At 38.4% G+C, this 19,886-nt stretch carries 15 protein-coding genes; 11 read left to right on the top strand and 4 right to left on the bottom strand.

Annotation, left to right across the window (positions count from 1 at the left end):
• Positions 1-226: 226 nt before the first annotated feature.
• The 9 genes from QWT69_RS02650 (at position 227) to QWT69_RS02690 (ending at position 12,854) form a co-directional block, all read left to right on the top strand.
• Complete coding sequence (locus QWT69_RS02650) at positions 227-3,901, top strand: Ig-like domain-containing protein (RefSeq protein WP_317968707.1); 3,675 nt, start codon at positions 227-229, stop codon at positions 3,899-3,901.
• 604 nt (positions 3,902-4,505) lie between these two features.
• Positions 4,506-5,390, top strand: a complete 885-nt coding sequence (gene xerA, locus QWT69_RS02655; RefSeq protein ID WP_317968709.1) for a site-specific tyrosine recombinase/integron integrase — start codon at positions 4,506-4,508, stop codon at positions 5,388-5,390.
• 4 nt (positions 5,391-5,394) lie between these two features.
• On the top strand, positions 5,395-6,228 hold the full coding sequence (gene xerA, locus QWT69_RS02660) for a site-specific tyrosine recombinase/integron integrase (RefSeq protein ID WP_317968711.1): 834 nt from the start codon (positions 5,395-5,397) through the stop codon (positions 6,226-6,228).
• 18 nt (positions 6,229-6,246) lie between these two features.
• Positions 6,247-7,134 (top strand): tyrosine-type recombinase/integrase, encoded by an 888-nt coding sequence (locus QWT69_RS02665; RefSeq protein ID WP_317968713.1) that lies wholly within the window; start codon positions 6,247-6,249, stop codon positions 7,132-7,134.
• A gap of 12 nt (positions 7,135-7,146) precedes the next feature.
• On the top strand, positions 7,147-7,992 hold the full coding sequence (locus QWT69_RS02670; RefSeq protein ID WP_317968715.1) for a tyrosine-type recombinase/integrase: 846 nt from the start codon (positions 7,147-7,149) through the stop codon (positions 7,990-7,992).
• Between the two features lie 431 nt (positions 7,993-8,423).
• Positions 8,424-8,615 carry a DUF7695 domain-containing protein gene (locus QWT69_RS02675; protein ID WP_317968716.1) on the top strand — a complete coding sequence of 64 codons (192 nt, stop codon included), beginning with the start codon at positions 8,424-8,426 and terminating at the stop codon, positions 8,613-8,615.
• 178 nt (positions 8,616-8,793) lie between these two features.
• On the top strand, positions 8,794-9,354 hold the full coding sequence (locus QWT69_RS02680; protein WP_317968717.1) for a hypothetical protein: 561 nt from the start codon (positions 8,794-8,796) through the stop codon (positions 9,352-9,354).
• Between the two features lie 37 nt (positions 9,355-9,391).
• The gene (locus QWT69_RS02685) at positions 9,392-9,688 is read left to right on the top strand and encodes a hypothetical protein (RefSeq protein WP_317968719.1); all 297 of its coding nucleotides are present in this window, start codon (positions 9,392-9,394) and stop codon (positions 9,686-9,688) included.
• A 274-nt stretch (positions 9,689-9,962) separates the two neighbouring features.
• Positions 9,963-12,854: a hypothetical protein gene (locus QWT69_RS02690; RefSeq protein WP_317968721.1), complete on the top strand. Its 2,892-nt coding sequence runs from the start codon at positions 9,963-9,965 to the stop codon at positions 12,852-12,854.
• A 491-nt stretch (positions 12,855-13,345) separates the two neighbouring features.
• Here QWT69_RS02690 and QWT69_RS02695 read toward each other — a convergent pair whose 3' ends face one another.
• Positions 13,346-14,806, bottom strand: a complete 1,461-nt coding sequence (locus QWT69_RS02695; protein ID WP_317967491.1) for an IS1182 family transposase — start codon at positions 14,804-14,806, stop codon at positions 13,346-13,348.
• 449 nt (positions 14,807-15,255) lie between these two features.
• Positions 15,256-16,356 carry a DDE-type integrase/transposase/recombinase gene (locus tag QWT69_RS02700; RefSeq protein WP_317968723.1) on the bottom strand — a complete coding sequence of 367 codons (1,101 nt, stop codon included), beginning with the start codon at positions 16,354-16,356 and terminating at the stop codon, positions 15,256-15,258.
• A gap of 489 nt (positions 16,357-16,845) precedes the next feature.
• Between QWT69_RS02700 and QWT69_RS02705 the strand changes: the two genes are divergently transcribed.
• The gene (locus QWT69_RS02705; protein WP_317968725.1) at positions 16,846-17,361 is read left to right on the top strand and encodes a DUF1643 domain-containing protein; all 516 of its coding nucleotides are present in this window, start codon (positions 16,846-16,848) and stop codon (positions 17,359-17,361) included.
• Positions 17,362-17,487: 126 nt separating this feature from the next.
• Positions 17,488-17,835, top strand: a complete 348-nt coding sequence (locus tag QWT69_RS02710; protein WP_317968727.1) for a hypothetical protein — start codon at positions 17,488-17,490, stop codon at positions 17,833-17,835.
• Positions 17,836-18,117: 282 nt separating this feature from the next.
• On the opposite strand, the gene QWT69_RS02715 is transcribed toward QWT69_RS02710, so the two are convergent.
• Both QWT69_RS02715 and QWT69_RS17295 read right to left on the bottom strand, forming a co-directional pair.
• Positions 18,118-19,209, bottom strand: coding sequence for an integrase core domain-containing protein (locus QWT69_RS02715; protein ID WP_317968729.1), 1,092 nt, complete (start codon positions 19,207-19,209; stop codon positions 18,118-18,120).
• Positions 19,210-19,576: 367 nt separating this feature from the next.
• Entirely contained in the window at positions 19,577-19,726 is a 150-nt protein-coding gene (locus QWT69_RS17295; RefSeq protein WP_431312308.1) for an integrase core domain-containing protein, read from the bottom strand.
• Positions 19,727-19,886 lie beyond the last annotated feature (160 nt).

Below are 19,886 nucleotides of genomic sequence, written 5' to 3' on the forward strand. Positions count from 1 at the left end.
TCTTGAAACATTGCATAAATACTTGATATTAATCTGAAATGCGATAGAATGGTAGGAGCAGTGGGTAATTACATAGTTTTTGCATGGCAATCTAGCAAAATATCATTAAGTAATTGACAACCCTGCTATTAGTAACTATACTTTACAGTGTAATGGCTTCTACTTCCATTTTGCCGTGGGGTAGATGACAAAATTTATTTTTTAAATTAGAGGAGGAAATTATTCAATGGCTAACCAACCAACGAAGTACCGCAAGTTTATCGTGGGAGCTGCTTCAGCTGCACTAGTAGCATCAGCAGTTGCACCGGTAGCAAGCGCAAAAGATTTCAAAGATACGAAAGGTAACACACATGAAGCAGCAATCGACGCACTATCTGATGCAGGCATCATCACTGGTTACGAAGATGGAACATTCAAGCCGAATAAAACATTAACACGTTCTGACGTTGTTAAGATGATGGGTAAATGGCTTGTATCACTAGGACATGAAGTTCCTGAAGACTACAAAACAAATCCACGTTTTGCGGATCAAACAGCTAAAACAAATGATGAGCTTCTTAAGTACTCAGCTCTAGTTAAAGATCACGGTGTATTCAACGGATATGAAAACGGTTCTTTGGGCGCTACTGAAGATATCACTCGTGAAAACATGGCAATCGTACTAGTACGTGCATATGACTCTATCAATGACACGGACTTGGTTGCTTTCGTAGCAGAACAAGAATTCAAGAAAGATGTTACTGACCGTGCAACAGCAAAAGCGGAAGCACGTCCATACATCGACGTACTTGATTTCTTCGACATCACGAACCCAGCTGCACCACAATTCAATCCTAAAGCTACAACAACTCGTGGTCAGTTCGCTTCATTCCTTGACAAAACTTCTAAAGTAGAAACAGAAGCTCCTGAAGAAGAAGTAGTAACAGCTACTAAAGTTGAATCAGTAAGTGCGACTAACCTAAAAGAAATCGTCGTTGCTTTCGACGGCACAGTTGATAAAGCTTCTGCAGAAAACTTAGGTTCATATAACTTGAAACTTGACACTTCTAACGTAGCACTTAAATCAGCTCGCCTACAAGAAGACGGCAAAACTGTAGTTCTTACATTGGATGCAACTCCACTTGATAACCAAGAAGAGTATACTCTAACTGTAACGAACGTAAAATCTTCTGATAAAAAAGTAAACGTGTCTGCAAAAGACTTTGCATTCACTCCAGTTGATGCTGCACTTCCTACAGTTGTTAGTGTTGAAGGACTTGGGAACAAAGCGATCAAAGTTACTTTCTCTGAGCCAGTTAAAGTTAATTCAACAGTAGCTGGAACATTCAAATTAGACGACAAAGTAGTATCAGGAATTCTTTCTGGTAACGGAACTCGCACTGTTATCATCGAGCTTTTCAATACTATGACTACAGGTAAACACACTCTTGCAATTAATAACCAAGTAGAAGACTTTGCTGGTTACGACTTAGTTGCGACTTCTGTAGAATTCGATGTAGTTGAAGATGTAACTGCACCGACTGTAGTTGAAGTTAAAGACGTTACTTTAGAAAGCGCAACTGTGGTATTCAGCGAAGATGTTAAAGATGCTGAAGCACTAAAAGGAAGCAACTACTACTGGATGAATGGTTCTACTAAACATGCAGCTGATGCGACAGTAGAAAAAATCGACGGTAAAACGTTCAAATTAACTTTCTCTGGTAACAATAAACTTCCAGCTGTTGCAATTGATTTGTATGTTACAAATGTAGTTGACTACAGTGGAAACAAAATTGCTGCTGATACAAAAGTAACAATTAGCCCAGTAATTGATCAAACTCGTCCAGAAGTAGTGAGTGCAGTATTTGCTGACACAAATGACAAGTTGACTCTTACTTTCAATAAAAATATCAATCCTTCTACGTTCAAAGCTACAAATGTAGTATTAAAAGACGAAGATGGTAAAGTAGTTACAGGTTACGGTTATACAGTTTCAGAATCAGGTTCTTCAAGCCGTACATTAACTGTGAACTTCTCAGAAGCACTTGATCCAGGAACATATACTTTTGAGTTAACTGGAATTCAAGATACTACAACATTGAAAAACACTGCACTTCCAATCGTTGAAACATTAGAAGTTGCAAACGTATCAAAACCAAAAGTAACTTCTGTAACTGGTGACAAGAACGTTTACTTCGTAAACTTCAATGCAGCAATGGATATTTCATCTGATGCTTCGGTGTTAAATCCTGAGAACTACTATGTGAAGTATGTGCAAAGTGGAGTTACAAGAACTGGTAAACTACCTGCAAGTACAAATATTACTCCAATAAACGGTAACAGAGGAGTTATTATTACTCTTCCAGCATCTGTATCTTCACTAGAAGAAATCACAATTCAAGGTGTTAAAGGTGCTAATGGTGTCTACCTTGATGGATTCTCAGTTAAATATGGTGATTCTACTAACCCAATCGTTAACACATTCGATATTGATCGGGTAAATGCAACAGCAAAAGATACATTGTTGGTTAAATTCAATCAACCAGTTGCCTCTGTTGATAGATTACTACTATCAGTTGGTTCTCTAACAGTAACAGATGCTGAAATTCAAGCTGATAATACTGTAGTGAAATTAACTTTAAGTGGAAAACTAGATACTGATGCTACTGGTGCTACTTTAACTTATTCTGCTAATGCATTTAAGAGCTTATCAGATCGTACTGTAACAGGTACTTCTGAAACTGTTCTCGATTCAATTGCACCAGAGGTTAAGAAAGATTCTGATGGTAAAATTACTGTTGCTACTACAGGTACTTCAACTACACCTGGTATCTTTGTAGATGCAGCTAACGAAAAAATCACTATTAACTTCCAAGAAGCTGTTAAAGCTAAGAATATTGCGGACGTACGTGATAACTTCAAATTGTATCTACCAAACGGTTTAGCACTTGAGTACGGTGTAGACTTTAAAATTGATAGCACAACAGCTACTGACCTTGTAAGAACAGCTGGTACTTCTTCTATCGTACTTGATCTTTCAGATGCTACTTATGACGGTGCATTGAATGTTCAATTCGATAATACTAATGCTAACATCGTTGATGCAGATGCTTACAAAACAAATGGTACAGCTAACACTGCTTTAGCTGCTGCTGGTTTTGATACTCGCACTAGTGGTTCTACTACAGGAACTATCAACACTGGTGTAGCACCAACAATTACAACTGCAGTTTACAATGCTGGTGGTACAGGTTCTCCAGCGCAACCAGAGGTTAAAGCTACTGCTAATGTAGACTTTGGTACTGACGCTTCTGGTGATACAGATGCTCTTAAACTTACTTCTAAATTAACAGGAACAAGTGGTAATGGCCTAGTTGTGAAATTTGTAAATGCTATTGATAATGCAGCAACAACTGTAAATGTTGTCGGCGGTGAATTAGTTGTAGAACTAGCGGATGACGGTAGTGCTGGAACGCCTGGTGCTATTACAGCTACTACAGCACAAGTAGTTACAGCAATTAATGCGGCTACTGGGGCTAATTCTGTTGTAAGTGCTGCTTTAGTTGGAGATGGTTCAGCAACTGCTGCAACTGCAACTGCAACTACTGCTGGTGGTATAAATGCAGCACCTGAAGTGCCTGCAGGTACTACAACATTAGTTCTCACATTTAGCGAAGCAATGAATATTGCATCTCTTGATGCTGCTAACGAAATCGTTATCAAAAATTCAGGTGGTACTGCAGTTCGCTCATTAGGTACTAATCCGACATTCGTGTGGAATACTGCAAAGACTATCCTTACAATTACTCCAGGAGCATCTCACGATGTAGTCTCAGGTGATGTTATTACATCTACAACGGCTAAAGATGCATCAGGAAATGCTGTTGATTTAACTAATTCTGCCGATAAAGTTCTTAACTAAGAATTAGTTCGGTACAAATTTCTATCACGATTTGATAATTATATTCTATTAAATTGGTGATTGAATGTTAGAAACCCTGCAGAGTAAAATCTCTGCAGGGTTTTCTATTATTTTTCTATAATTTTGGATACCAGTCATCAATTAACTCTGAATACTTCTGAGCTGAAGGCTCCGTGGAAAGACATATCTTCGGGGTTTATCTTGTAAATTAGTGTTGTACCCTGTACCCTTCAAAAGTATATCCGGAGAAAATTAATACTAATTTCTCGAGATAGGCTAATTTTTTGTTGTCCCTATTAGGTGATTTTGAATGTTGCTTTGCTTTTTTACACAGAGAGATTCATTGTAGTGATTGTTCAAAAATTAATAGTTTAATTCTAATAAAGTACAGTTAATTCGAGTTCACTAGAATTTGAATGACTACTAGAATTGCAGAAATCCCCTTGAGTCTTTCGACTCGAGGGGATTTCTTTCTATATCAAGGAAAAGACAAATATATATTTAGTTTATAGTATTTTGTTTAGAAAAAGAAATATCAGTTAACAATAGCAATATTCATTGATTTGTTCCTATTACAAAAAAAAGGAAGGAGGTTAATAGCCATATGAATAAGTACTGGATAAGCAATAATCAATCTATCTCTCAAAATAGGAGAACATTATTAAATGAGTATTTGCTGAGTTTGAAATTAGAAAACAAAGCAGAGGCGACGATTACAAAGTATAGGAGTATATTAGAGCAGTTTTTTAGTGAATGTACGATTCCATTAGATGAACTAACATCCTCAGATGTTTTGACGTGGTTGAATATGTTTTCTGAAGATAAAAAACCAAGAACCATTGATCTTGTTCTCTCAACGCTTTCCTCTTTTTTTAGTTTCTGTCTGGCGGAGGAATATATGGATACGAGAGTCACTAAGCAACGCTGGCGGCCGAAGATACCGGAGTCCTTGCCTAAATATTTGAATGAACAGGAATATGCAAGGGTAAAACGAGCAGCTGAACGGTTATCTGTACGGAACCGTGCATTGATCTTGTTTTTATTTTCGTCTGGATGTCGTGTATCAGAGTTATCGAATCTTAATATACAAGATGTCGATCTCAAAAAACGGACAGCTGAGGTAAAAGGAAAAGGGGGGAAGATTCGTCATGTTCATTTTTCGGAAGAGTGTGCTATTGTGCTACAGGATTACTTAGGAACCCGCGATATTGATCCTACAGCACCTTTATTGATGAATAAATTTGGCAACCGTCTCTTAGGTGGTGGAATTCGCAACGTAACAAATAAATTAGGAGTAGAAGCTGGACTTAAACAATCATTACATCCACATAGTTTGCGACATACGTTTGCGACAAATATGTTGGCCAGAGGTGCAGATATTCAATTTATCTCAGAAGAAATGGGCCATTCCGATTTGAATACGACACGCATCTATGCACGTATACCAACAGAAGACATGATTTTACAATATCAAAATATTATGGGGTGAAGCTTTGAATAAAGAAGTTATACAACTCTTCTTCAATGACAATAAGAATAGATTTAGCCCGGAAACCGTACGTGCTTATAATATTGCCCTCACTCAATTCTTTTCTTGGTGTGAAAAAAATTACGGTGCGGTAAAAACAAAAGATATTCGCGATTGGATGTCTTATCTGACTGACGATGGGTTGAAGCCGCGTAGTGTTGAATTGAAATTGACAGCTGTTAAATCATTCTATAATTATTGCATGGAAGAGAACATATTGGAAAAAAATCCTGCCCAAAGAGTACGAACACCTAAAAAGGAGGATTCGCTTCCTTACTATTTGGATAAAAGACAACTCGCATTATTTCAGGAATTACTCAAAGATAATCTGAGGGACCGTGCGATATTGGAAACCCTATATGCAACAGGAGTACGTATCAGTGAGCTACTGAATATCAGGTTAGAAGATATAAAATGGGATACTCGCCAGATCTGGATACGAAAAGGGAAAGGAAATAAAGAACGATTTGTTTTATTTACACATGATTGTGCTGAGCGATTAAAGCCATATTTGGACCAACGTAGTTTTAACAGCGAATACCTCTTTTCAAATAATAGAGGCGAACCGCTAAGTCGTGATTTAGTAGAGTTGCTTTTTCGAGAATACTCGGCAATTTTAGGATTTAGGGTAACACCACATACCATGCGCCATACATTTGCCGCGCATTTAGCAGAAAAAGGCATGACCTTTACCTACATTCAGGAATTGCTGGGTCATGCGAATATTAACAGTACGCGTATCTATACCCGCCTCATGAATCATGCACGAAAGAAAAAGTATGATCAATTCCAAATTTAATAGAAGGAGAAGAGAAAAATGGAAAGGTACTGGGAACTGAAAATACAACTACCGAATGCTGAGAATCAAAAGGTAGTTAATGAGTATTTATTAAGTTTAAAAGTAGCAAATAGAAGCTTTTACACGATTAATAATTACAGGATTTTCTATCAAACCTTTTTCAAAGAGGAAAAGGCATCCTATGCAGCCCTCACCTCGGATCATATTCAAAAATGGTTAATTCAAAATGATACGGGGCTTAAAAAAAACAGCATTAAATTTCATATCAGCGCTCTTTCGACATTTTATAAATTCTGTGTGGAAGAAGAATATATAAAAAAGTCACCAATCAAAAAGCGTTGGTATCCCCGTGCTGAGAAGCCTATCCCTAAATACCTGACGAAAGAGGAAACTTCGAAAATTCGTCGGCTACTTGAGGATTTACCACTTAGAGATAGGGTAATCTTTGAGTTTACGCTTACTTCAGGTTGCCGTATTGGGGAGGTTCATCGTCTGGATAAGGCAGATATCGATTTTGAAAATCGGACGACACGCGTTGGTGGTAAAGGAAAAAAGATTCGCCAAGTCCATTTTTCTGAAATGACAGCACTTCTCTTAGAACGATACCTCCAATCGCGAAAAGATGACCACCCTGCCCTCTTTGTCACACATAAGGAACCCCCCACACGTCTATCTGCTAATTGGGTAGGTAGGTCAATGAGGAATTTGGGGGAAAAGGCAGAACTACCGGGTTCTCTCCACCCACATCGACTTCGGCATACGTTTGCAACGGTTTTATTAGCAAAAGGGGCTGACATTATGTTTATCGCGGATGAATTGGGTCATTCCGATATCAAGACAACGCAAATTTATGCACGACTACCAAAACAACAAATTATTTCAATGTACCGCAAATATATGGGATAAGGAGGACTGGAGATGGATATAGAAACCATCATCAAGCAATTCCTATTTGATCATCAATTTCGAATGGAACCAGGTACGTTAAAGCTCTTTAAAACTGCGTTACGACAATTCCAACTTTACTCAGGAAAACCATTTGAAGAGATTACAAAAAGTGATATCCGGAGTTGGTTGAATTATCTATCGACAGAAAAAGGATACAAACCAAGTACCCTTAACACTAAGCTAGCCGCTTTAATAAACTTCTATAGATATTGCATAGAAGAAGACTTTATCACGCAGAATCCAACCAACAATATTAATTATGTTTATGAAGAAGAAAAACTACCACAGTATTTATCAATGGAACAGCTTGCTCAGCTTCGTGAATTCTTAAAAGGGCGAATTCAGGAGAGAGCAATCATGGAAGTCTTGTATGCTACTGGTGCAAGAATTAGTGAACTGATTGCAATGAAAAAAACGGAGATCAACTGGTCAGAACGATATATTGTGATTCCAGAAGGGAAACGAAAAGTAGGGCGTATCGTCTTATTCACAATTGAATGCGCAGAACACTTGAAGGCATATCTTGACAGTCGGTCGGACGACTCACCATCTGTTTTTTTATTGTTCAATTCAGATGGGACACTTCCGAAAAATTCCAATATGTTAGCAGAGTGGTTTAGGTATTACTCGAAACGATTAGAGTTTAAGGTAACACCACACACATTGAGGCACACGCTTGCAGCGCACTTGGCAAGAAAGGGTATGCCGCTGGTATATATTCAAGCGTTGATGGGCCATGAAAGTTTCCATACAACTCGAATCTATGCCAAATTACATGATCATGCCCGTAAGGAGATGTATGATGAGTGGATGTAATCCGTCCCAGAATCCTTGCCAATCAACTATATTGAATATAGTTTTCAAGCCTTTTATTAATTATTAAATAGAAGGCTTTTTTATTTTGCCTTAACCAAAACTCCGCGTGTTTCATTTCTCGTAAGAAACCTTAATAGGACATAGCCACTCGACAAAATCTCTTCTAACATTGTTATTGTTTTTAGTCTGTGTCAATAGTTTCTCTATTGGTAACGTATATTGGTAACCATAAAAGCATCTACAACCATCCTTGCCAATATATCCTCTCTATATACTTCCTGTCACTTATTTATTTTGAACTACAATAGTTTACAGTTTCTCAGTTTCCCATAGACATGTTTCCTGCATTTCTCTAATCTTTACCAGTCCATTGAGCGTTGTAGTGATAGAATAATGGGTAATAGCATGGAAATACTCTGGGGGGCAAAATAATGAGAAAGCTAAAGAGAAATAGAATTCGATGTACACATTGTGGGGATGTTATTGAGTCGAAAAGTGAACATGATCTTACTTGGTGTTCTTGTGAAAAGGTAGCGGTGGACGGTGGACTGGAATATAGCAAACGTTTGTATCCCGCAGGAGCTGCAGAGGATCATTTTGAAGACTTATCGGAATTTGAATAGTTGATTAGATCGTGTTATAAAAGTCAACATGAAATTGGTGGGTCGCTGTAGGAGGGATACAGCAAAATCAATTTGGCAATCAAGTAGATGCAACGACCTTTAATAATCTAATCTCAAAATTCAAATGGTTTTGTACGGTGAGCAAGGTTGTTGTTTAAATTCTTCCATAGGTGATGAAATGAAGATAACTAAATTAGATATAAATCTAAATAGGCAGATTAATTTGTTTGAGAGAAAATATTCAAGCGAAGATAGGATTCTCTTTGAGGAATTACATGATTATATTGTTAGGAATAAATCAATCCAAGGGATCGATATTGAAATACCTCCTATGGATTTCACAGGTGACATTGGATATTTTGTAAATAAAGAAAAAAAGTACAAATATAAAGGGGGAATTAATTTTTTGTACGGTGAAGATGGAGGCATTCTCAATATTGGAAATACAAATGACTTGTATCTAAGAATCTATCAGAAATGGATTGGGAAAAACGGAGGATCGAGAGCTGATTATTATTTCAGTGATTACTACAGGGGTGTTTCACTCTTTTGTGAAGAAAGTGATTACAAAAGAAAATTATATGAACCTTACTTAATAAACAAACTTCAACCACCTCTAAATGATCAGTATAATTACTATAATAAAAGCTTGTATAAAGAACTATTAAAGAAAGAGGAATTGGCTTCGCCATCAAATCATTACATGGGCTTTGGTTATAAAAGCCCAAATGATTACTGAGCTAATAAAATAAAGTGAAGTGATAAGAGTGACCGATATGTATGATAACATCCTACAAAAAGCAAAGGAATTCAACCTTTCTAAAGTAAGTTACGAGCAATTGGAAAAAGTAATGGCCGTTGCAAGACACGCAAAGTTACCATTTCGTAAGTCCAATGATCTTGAAATAAAAGACTCATTTGATTTGGCATTAACTCTGACTGGCGCAACGGCATTGTACGAATCATTTCAAGCGAATGGAGAGGAAGGACGAATTGCGTATCTGAATGAAAAAGGTCAACTCGTTCACCATTATGCCGATGGCAGCATTCAAATCATACAGGAACGAGCTTAACTCAACAGGCTGCTTGCATAGCGCCTTTTCCTTCAACCATGTGAAAAGGAATTGGCTGCTGTGATGGGGTAAAGAGTATGTAAGTCCCCCTTACGGGAAGGGGGTGTATGAAGCCGTTCTCATTTTTGAAGTATAAAGAACCCAACGATTTTACACCGGGAGTTGATTGAGCCTTTGCTCACCGAATTCCCGAATGGGTTCAGTCCGCATAAACATCCTTAACGTGAATTATAAAATGGTGCAAAAAGAGGCTTCATCCCTTGATACATAAGGGATGAAGCCCCTTTTTTATGGAGGCGGTATTGGAACGGAAAGTGCGACTAACCTGAAAGAAGTTGTAGTAGCATTCGACGGTACAGTTGATGAAGATACAGCTACTGACAAAGCGAACTATGCTTTGAAATCAGGTAAAGCAATTAAATCCGTAGCTATTTCAGCTGATCAAAAATCAGTTACAGTTACATTGGAAGGTACTCTTACAAACAACAAAACAGAAGCAATTTCTGTATCCAATGTTAAAGCTGGCGACGTTACAATCAACGAAAAGAATGTTGAGTTTAACGTTTCAGACAACAAACTTCCAGAAGTTACTGAAATCAAGTCTCTTGGAACTAAATCAGTAAAAGTTTCATTCACTGAGCCAGTTACAGACTTGCAACAAAGCAACTTCACGTTAGATGGCAAAGCATTCTTCGGTAGAATCGACATGGGTGCTGGTAATAAATCAGCTATTCTAACACCATTCAGTACTTCTGCTCTTGCAGTTGGCGATCATACACTAACTGTTTCTGGAGTTAAGGATTTTGCTGGATTCGTTTCATTGAATTCAACACATGACTTCACAGTTGTTGAAGATAAAGTAGCCCCTACAATCGTTGAAGCAACAGCTACATTGGAAAGTGTAACAATTACTTTCTCTGAAGACGTTGACGCTTCTACTGTATCGGCTTCAAAAGTTTACTGGAAATCTGGTGACTCTAAGAAAACAGCAACTGGAACTCCAGAAGCTTTAGCTGATAACAAATACAAATTCACTTTCTCAACATCAAATCCAGATAACTCTCTTCCAACTGGAAAAGTAGATATCTTTGTTGAAGGCGTGAAAGATTACTCTGGTAACGAAATTGCGAAAGATACAAAAGTTTCAGTAACACCTGAGATTGACCAAACTCGTCCAGAAGTAAGAAAAGTAACAGCTACAAGTGCAACAGAATTTACAGTTACTTTCTCAAAAGCTCTTGATTCTACAAGTGCTCAAGCAGTAGGTAACTACGTTGTTACTGATAAAAATGGTAAAGTCATTTCTGTTAAAGACGCAACATTATCTGCTGATAAAAAATCTGTACACGTTGAATTGTATACAAGCCTATCAGTAGGCGAAAACTCACTTACAGTTAAAAATGTTAAGGATGCAACAAAACTTAAAAACACAATGCTAGATTTCACTGGTAAGATTGTTAGAGGAGATCAAACAGGTCCTAAGTTTGATTCTAAAGTTGTGAATCCAACAAATCTTCGTGTAGTTCTTAAATTCAACGAAAAAATGGATGTTGCAACACTAGCTGATTATTCAAATTACCTAGTTACAATTAACGGCACTTTACAAACACTAACTGCTGATATGGCAGACATTGCAATTACACAAGACGGCACAGCTGTTATCATTAGCTTTGTTGAAACTTTCAATGGTAAAAAGGTTGTCTTTACTTCATCTGAATCACCAAATACAAATGAAGTAAATATCAACAAACTTACTGTACTTGGTGTGAAAGATGCTGCAGGTAATCTGTTGCAAGAATTCACAAACGTCGGTACTGATAACGAAGTTCCTATCACAAATCAAGCTACTGAATTAAAACTTGTGAAAATTGACAGTGACTATGATGCAGTAGCAGAATTAGTAGACAGAAGAACTGTAAAAGTTAAGTTCTCTACTGGTATTAACTCAGCATCTTCAGCTGCATTTACAACTGCTAGTGGACCAACAATCAGCTCTATTGATGTAGATGGTACATCAATTGTAACGCTTAAATTCAACTCGAACATCGATACAGATGGTAATAATCTAGCACTTAGAGTAAACTATGCTGGACTTGAAGATATTGCTGGAAACAAAGGTGCAACTAGCAACGTAGCCATCACTAAAGGTGATGATCTATTAGACTCTGTAGCTCCAGTATTAGATGGAGATCCAGTATTCACAGCTGACGGTAAGATTAAACTTACTTTCTCTGAAGCATTGACTACAACTACTAATGTCGGTGAGCTATTGAATAGCGAAGTTTCTGTTGTCCGTATCTCGGATAATAAGAAGTTGGATATTAGAAATGGTTATTCTGTAGCTGTTGCTGATGGAAGTAAGGACATTGTAATTGAACTTAAAGATGCGGATGCTCGTGAAGCTAAAACTGCGTACCGTGTTTCTGTCGATGGTGCTAAATACATCACAGACAAATCAGTTCTAAATAACCCAATTGCTAATTTCAGTGTAACAACTGATAAAGTTGATCCTGCAGCTAACATCACTGGATCACTCGCTCACACAACTCCTGGTGTTGCAACAAACCCTGGAACACCGGAAGTACTTGGTGAGGATACTGTAACATTTGCAAACGAATTTAAAGCTAACGATACTGTTACAATTGATGGTGAAGTATTAACACTAACAGCAGACGCGGCTGATGGAACAGAAGCAGCAGCTGCAGTAAAAACTCTTGTCGAGGCACATGCTACATTAAAAGAAAAGTATACAGTTACTGCTAATGCTGCTGTTTTAACATTTAAAGAAAAAACAGGTAAAGCAGATGGTGTAGCTTTAACAGCTACTAAATCATCAGCAGCTGGAACTGTTAGTGCTACATCAGTTACTACTGGTGTAAAAGGAGTAGCTGAAACTCCTGGAACAGCTCAAGTGGAAACACTTACTGTTAGTGGTACTACAAATGCTGATGGTAGCATTAAAGTGAAATTTAACGATGGCACAGAAGTAGAAAAAACTGTTGCAGTTAAAGCTGGAGATACGAAAACTCAAGTAGCAACTAAAATTGCGAATGCATTCGCTGACTTAGCTGGATGGACTGTAACAAGCACAGAGGATAAAGTTGTATTCACAGCTAATCCAATTGCTGCTCATAAAGATAATGTTACTGTAACTGTTACAAAGTAATAAGTTAATTTACATTCAAGCCAATCTATTTCATATGCAATAGTTAGCTGAATGGAAATCAGCCCTTTAATCCTAATAATGGATTAAAGGGCTTTTTAAGTCTGCTAGGCATGGTCTATAACTTACTGGAGAATGTAGTTCACTACAAGCCTGGTAGTAGGATTTGTAAGCTGAAGGATGAAGGAAGGGTGTCCAACGTGAGCGGAATTTGAAGAATGCCAGAGGCAAAATCCCCTAGCGATGGACAGAAACTGCATAAGAGGCTCAATGGGAATGGACGAGTTCGACAAGCAAAATGAAGTCCGATAATGTTCGAGTTTCAGCAGAATGCAGCTGTCGCCTTCAAAAAGTCCATCCGGACAAAAATTACTACGATTTCTCGAGGCCACTGAAAAACTTGCGTTTTTAAAGTTGTACTAGGCACAAAAATATAAAAAGGCGACAAATCGGTTCGATTTCGACCGATTCGTCGCCTTTTTCTTTGTTATTTCTTACTCTACTTCCTTCATTAAGGTCAAGATTCGTTTAAGATTTACTGCGAATATGGTCATGGCACCTTGCATCTGCATGCCAAATAACCCCGCGTATGTGGCTACATCATACCCGTGTCTTTGTTTTATTTCACTGTTTTTCGCTTCAACTTTATAACGAGATTTAGCTATCTCTTTGAATTCCTCGCTATTTTGGAACGCTTCCTGTTCTTTATGTTCTGTCGATTTTATCGTCACAGAATAGGTCTTGCTTTTCGCACCTTCTTTATAACATCCATCCCTAAATGGACATGTTTTACATTTTTCGATGTCAAAATAATAGGTTTGTCGTTGATTCTTTCCTACATTCTTTTTATTCGTACGTGCTTTGCGAATGGCCATATGTCCAGCCTTGCAGACATACATGCCAGCATCTTTATTGAACTCGAATTCATCTTCCTTCGCTCGGCCACCTTGTGTGATGGAAGGATTTAACTTGGCCACCAATTGAAGTTTGTTTTCTTTTGCATAATGGATGTTGTCTTTTTCTGAATAGGCGGTATCACCGATGACCGTATCAATTTCCATTCCTGTTCCTTGGCTTTTCTCAATCAGTTCCTGCAGATATTTTCCGTCGCTTTTTTCACCAGTTGTCACAATCGCAGCTGTAATCAATCGCTCATCATTGATCGCGAGATGTGTTTTGTAACCGAAGAAAGAAGAATCTGCTGTTTTATGTCCGACACGCGCGTCGGGATCTGTTGAGAAATCGAGCTGTTCTGCGAAATCTTCCACCACTTCTTTTAACACATTCAATTTTTCTTGAACAGCTGGTATACGGGCGATGTGCTCTTCTTTTTCAATGACAGTGATGACTTTCTGGCAATAATCCAACTCATCCTGCACTTCGTTGGAAGTGGTTTTGGACGGGAACTTCTCCTTCATTGATTCATCAATTTGATAGACTGCCTTTCGTACATTCTTAGACTTCTCCATCAGGAACTCTTTGGGTGATTTTTGGTTATATCTTGATTTCGTATGTGTTGCGTCCACGATAATGGTTTTACTCGTTATTAACTTTTTTTCTAGCGCGATATCAACCGTTTTATAGATGAGCATGTCTAATAGACCTACATCTTTAAGACGAAGTTTGCGGAATTTCGTTAATGAACTCGGGTTGATGACGTCATCTTCCGGCGCCATGTCCAGAAAGAATTTAAAGGACATATCGTATTTAGATCGTTCAACTACATCCACGTCTGAAAGATCGAAGATCGACTTCAACAATAAATATTTGAACATCCGAATTGGGGGGACTGCATTGCGTCCGTTGTCCAAGCAATACTTGTTTTTCAATTCATCAAGGATGAATGTGAAATCGACAAGCTCGCCAATCTGGCGTAGCATATTATCTTTTGGGACGACAATATCGTAGATTGCCATGTATGGACTTAGATTCAATGTTTCTTGGGTTGAAATCATCGGGACACCACCTCAATGTAATACGGCAATTATACCCCAAATAAAACGAAGTCCACTACCTATTTTTACTGGTAGTGGACTTCGTCAAGCTAACTTATTCAAAAACCAATTCTGATTCCTGGCAGTCTCCGTTGATTGGAGCGTAAGTCGGCGACTCCTGCGGGATAAGCGGGACAGGTGAGACCCCGCAGGAAGCAGAGCGAAGCGCCGCGAACGAGGAGGCTCACCGCCCGCGCCGCGGAACGCGTCCGACTGAAGCGCAAATCAACAGTATTGTACTTTTTCAGTGGCCTCGATTTCTCCGGTGGGCTTTTTCTATTCAGCTCTATTTCAGGATTTTTACCATGCAATTTAAGGGAAGAAGAGTGTCGAAATATAGGAGAAGATAAAGTTGAACATGCCAAATAAGCCTTTTCACAAGGCTTTTGAAAAATATTCAATTGATTCGGTTAAGCGGCTTTTTTATAAGTGTGATAGAGACCATTTAAGATTGGCGTTGCATCCAATACTGTATCCTCAACTGATGTAGGAAGGTAAACTGGTGAAGGAATCGGCGTCTTGCCGTTAATTCCTTGATATGTTCGGTCGGTATTGTAATAGCCTTTAATGTATTCCGTAAGCAAACCGCGTAGGTGTTGCTCATTCAGCGGAATCACTTGGTCAACCAACTCTCTTTTGATCGTACCAATGACTCTTTCAGCATAGGCGTTTTGCCAAGGTGAGCGGTATGCAGTTTTCTTTGATGTAATGGCTGATGACTGTAAGAAAGCTTGAAATGCTTTGGAACAGAAAATGGGGTCATTGTCATGAATCAAGTATCTTGGAACTTTACCGTACGGCGTTGCATTTCGGAATTGTTGGATGGTCCATTCCGCTGTTGGATTGGTCGTAACATTGAAATGAACAATTTCACGCGTTTTATGGTGGATGATCACTAAGACATGAAGTACGTTAAAGGTAAGTGTAGGAATCGTAAAGAAATCGGTTGCCCATGTCTCATTCTGATGATTGTGCAAGAAAGTTTTCCAAGATTGTATCTGTTTCTCGGAAGGTGGTTTCCTGGAGCTTGGCAGATACTTAGCAATAGTGTTGGGTGCAGGTGGCTTATCGATTCCAAGTAACTGGAGCTTTTCATGAATCTTCTCCGGTGATAATAGTGGATTTTCCTTATGTACTCGTTTGATCAGTTGGATTGTTGTAGGCGATATTGTAGGCCGTCCTATTTTTTTCGATTTCTGCTTCCAGTAAAATTTGAAGGCAGTTCGGTGCCACCGAATGACAGTGTCGGGTTTAACCATCACTAAAGATTTCTTCCAATTCTCCATGTGCTTAGATAGTAACACCCAGAGTTGCCGGAAAGCAGGAGTTGGACGTGGCGTTGGAATTTTTTCTTTTTCAAAACGACGGACATACGATGCGAGTTGGCTCCTTAATGCGATGTTTTCCATATTGGTTGTATGCTTGGTCATAAAATTGTTTTTTAGATATGTAACCAAATAACCTAGCCACTCTTTACTATACTTGTACAGTGATCGTAGAAATGACAACATACCGAATCCCTCCAAATTGTATAGTTTGGTTTAGCATCCATTGTATACAAACGGTAGTTGAAGTTCTAGTGAAACCACTATTTGATTGCTAGAGTAATAATATCTAAAAAGTTGCTATTAGAGACGGCTGTCGCTTTTATATAGTCCATTCCGACAGAAATCCCTGTAGAGGATGTCTTTTTATTATCCTAATCTGTCTAATGAGAGAAAAAGAATGGTATCAGAGCAGTTTATGTTTAAGACCGATTGGAAAGGACTAGTTTCTATGGATTGTATGATACCTAATTGGATACCGCCTTAACCGTTGCAGATGAAATAGAAATGTTGAAGAGTGAAAAAAGCGGTGCTGTATATTGCTTAAATGTTATGGATTTGTATAGCTTAGCGATTAAAATTAGATGAATCGATTCTGATTGCTGGAAAGGACTGGCCTTCGGGTTGGTTCTTTCTTTTTGGTTTGGTAGAATTGTAGGGAGTGAGGTGAGAAATATGATTACAAAAGAGCATGATTTAAAGACGACAGCAATTTATTCTGACAATCAAAAGTACAGATATTCATTAACGAAGATGTGGAATGAGGAGAAACCTAAAGCTACGTTCGTAGGAATAAATCCGAGCGATGCAACAGAATTGATAATGGATAAGACAGTTATGAATTTAATGAATCACCTGATTTGCAAAGGCTATGGACAGGTTGAAGTTGTTAATTTGTATGCTTATAGATCAAAAGAGCAAAACGGATTGATTAATAGAGAAGATAAATTTGAAATGGTTAATGTAGAATATGTTAGACAAGCTATAAAAGGTTCAAAGCTTATAATAGTTGGTTGGGGAAGAGACGCTGATGGAAAGGCGAAATATAAAGACGCCCTTGACACTGTAAAACGAGAAATATTTTACTTTAAAGACCGAGTAAAATGTTTCCGAGATAATAAAGGCAACGTTATCTGCCATTTAAGTATCGGATACAGCGATGAGTGGAGCTTGGTGGATTATCCATTTTGATAAAAGAAAAAAGACTAAACCGTGTTTTAGTCCTCATAGAATGGGAAGTCATCAGTTGAAAGTGCTGTTGCCAGTCACTCACACAATACAGACGCTATCTTTTAATACATAGAAGGAGCACATGAAATGCCAAAACTCTTTTTGATTGTCGTGATGTTTTTAACGCCTGCTATCCTTTATTTCACTGAGCATCAAATTCTATTCTGGTTGGCTATAATTAACGCGGCGTCTTATCTCATCATAGGGCTCATAATCCCTAACCTAATCGCCCATTCATCCATGGTATCATTTAAGTCGAAATTGGAGCAGATGGTGCAAGACGGAGCAACTGATCAAGAGATTGAGGAGGCATTTGATGAAGAGATATTAATTGCTGAAGAAGATCGTATGGCAGTGCCTCAATGGCTTTACTATTTGACCCTGTTCAATATTGTTCTGGCAGTGTCCTTACTTGTAATTGGATTGGTCGTTTAATCAAAAACCGCTCACTTAAGACTGAGCACTTCATGGATTACGTATTTAGAAATCCTTAGCCAGCATCAGTTCATCAATGAACCGAAGCCTGTCCCCTTCAAAAAGTCCATCCAGACAGAAATCACTCAGATTTCTCGGGATGGATTTTTATATTTGTCCCCAATTAGTTGCGTAACTTCCTTCTGTATCCTTAATTCGATTTGTAAAAAAGTGAATGCAAAAAAAGAAAGGCATGCTAAATAAGCCTTTCGTCAAGGTTTTTAAAAATTTCCAGTATCGATGTTATGCGATCTTTTTATATGCATGATAGAGCCCGTTTAATACGGGTGTTGCTTCCAGCTTTGTCTTCTCCGCTGTTGTTGGAAACTGAATTGGAGAAGGAGTCGGCGTCTTGCCGTTGATTCCCTGATGTGGCCGTTCAGTATTGTAATAATTAACATACTCCCGGAGCAGTGAATGCAGATGCCGTTCATTTATTGGGATAACGTGATCTAGCAATTCTCTTTTGATTGTTCCAATGACTCTTTCCGCATAAGGATTCTGCCACGGAGAGCGGTATGCAGTTTTCTTTGATGCAATTCCCGATGATTTTAGGAAGGACTGAAACGCCTTGGAACAAAAAATCGGGTCGTTGTCATGTAGCAGATACTTAGGTACTTCTCCGAAAGGCGTTGCGTTTCGAAATTGCTGTATGGTCCATTGAGCTGTTGGATTCGTAGTGACTGCGAAATAGACGATTTGACGGGTTTGATGGTGGATGATAACTAAACCATACAGAATCTGAAACTTATATGTTGGAATGGTGAAGAAATCGGTTGCCCATAGTTCATGATGATGGTTATTCAGAAAGGTCTTCCAAGATTGGATCTGTCGATCAGAAGGCGGCTTTCTGATAACAGGCAGATATTTTGCGATTGTGTTTGGAGCGGGTGCCTGTTCAATTCCAAGTAGCAATATTCGTTCATGAATTTTCTCAAGTGACAGCAATGGGTTTTCTATATGTATTCGTTTGATAAGTTGAATGGTAGCCGGAGGTATTGTAGGTCGTCCTTTTCTTTTTGAGAGTCGTCTCCAATGTAATTTGAAGGCAGTCCGATGCCAACGGATGACAGTCTCTGGCTTTACTAGTAGCAGTACTTCTTTCCAGTGAGGCATGCTTTTCGAGAGAAGCACCCAAAGCTGCCGGAATGCTGGAGTTGGCGTCGGTTTTGGAAGATTTTCCTTTTCATATCGTTGGACATATAAAGCCAATTGACTTCTCAAGGCGATATTTTCCATCCTAATTGTATGAGTTGATTGGAAGTAGAGTTGCAGAAAGTGAATTGCATACTGAAGCCACTCTATTATATAGCTACGTAAATTATATAGTTTCATATAAATTTCCCCTCACCACTAGTATGCCATACAATCTTTAGTATGGAGTGATGGTTGCAATAGGCAAGGGATGTATTGGCTCGGGTGCCTGGCACAGGTATAATTCAGATGCCTCTTACTTAAAGCTGTTCCCTTCAAAAGTCTATTCGGAGTGAAATACATAGGTCGAATTGTGGGTAATAAAAAAGTAGGCATGACAAATAAACCTTTCTAGTAAGGTTTTCTAAAGAAACATGGTGGAAGATTAATCCGCCTTCCTGTAAATATGACAGACACCATTCAATACTTGCCAAGCTTCTAATCTTATTTTCTCCGCTGAAGTAGGAAGGTAAACGGGCGAAGGAATTGGTGTCTTTCCATTTATTCCTTAATGCGTTCGATCAGTATTGTAATAGTTTCTAATATATTCTCTTAGAAGAGTATGTAGATGCCGCTCATTCATTGGGATAACTTGGTCTAACAACTTTCTCTTAATCGTACCAATGACCCTTTCAGCATAGGGGGTTTGCCAAGGCAATCGGTATTCTGTTTTCTTTGCAATAATACTCGATGATTGTAAAAATGATTAAAATGCCTTGGTGTAAAAGATTGGATCATTGCCATGAAGTATATATTGGGACTTTGCCGTAAGGTGTTGCATTTCGGAATTGCTAAACTGTCCATTCAGCTGTCGGATT

This window comes from Sporosarcina oncorhynchi (genome assembly GCF_033304615.1).
In the GTDB taxonomy this organism is placed as follows: Bacteria; Bacillota; Bacilli; order Bacillales_A; family Planococcaceae; genus Sporosarcina; species Sporosarcina oncorhynchi.

Coding starts and splice junctions, on each gene's coding strand:
- QWT69_RS02650 (WP_317968707.1), top strand. CDS start 227: ATGGCTAACCAACCAACGAAGTACCGCAAGTTTATCGTGGGAGCTGCT.
- xerA (WP_317968709.1), top strand. CDS start 4,506: ATGAATAAGTACTGGATAAGCAATAATCAATCTATCTCTCAAAATAGG.
- QWT69_RS02665 (WP_317968713.1), top strand. CDS start 6,247: ATGGAAAGGTACTGGGAACTGAAAATACAACTACCGAATGCTGAGAAT.
- QWT69_RS02670 (WP_317968715.1), top strand. CDS start 7,147: ATGGATATAGAAACCATCATCAAGCAATTCCTATTTGATCATCAATTT.
- QWT69_RS02675 (WP_317968716.1), top strand. CDS start 8,424: ATGAGAAAGCTAAAGAGAAATAGAATTCGATGTACACATTGTGGGGAT.
- QWT69_RS02680 (WP_317968717.1), top strand. CDS start 8,794: ATGAAGATAACTAAATTAGATATAAATCTAAATAGGCAGATTAATTTG.
- QWT69_RS02685 (WP_317968719.1), top strand. CDS start 9,392: ATGTATGATAACATCCTACAAAAAGCAAAGGAATTCAACCTTTCTAAA.
- QWT69_RS02690 (WP_317968721.1), top strand. CDS start 9,963: ATGAAGCCCCTTTTTTATGGAGGCGGTATTGGAACGGAAAGTGCGACT.
- QWT69_RS02695 (WP_317967491.1), bottom strand. CDS start 14,806: ATGATTTCAACCCAAGAAACATTGAATCTAAGTCCATACATGGCAATC.
- QWT69_RS02700 (WP_317968723.1), bottom strand. CDS start 16,356: ATGTTGTCATTTCTACGATCACTGTACAAGTATAGTAAAGAGTGGCTA.
- QWT69_RS02705 (WP_317968725.1), top strand. CDS start 16,846: ATGATTACAAAAGAGCATGATTTAAAGACGACAGCAATTTATTCTGAC.
- QWT69_RS02710 (WP_317968727.1), top strand. CDS start 17,488: ATGCCAAAACTCTTTTTGATTGTCGTGATGTTTTTAACGCCTGCTATC.
- QWT69_RS02715 (WP_317968729.1), bottom strand. CDS start 19,209: ATGAAACTATATAATTTACGTAGCTATATAATAGAGTGGCTTCAGTAT.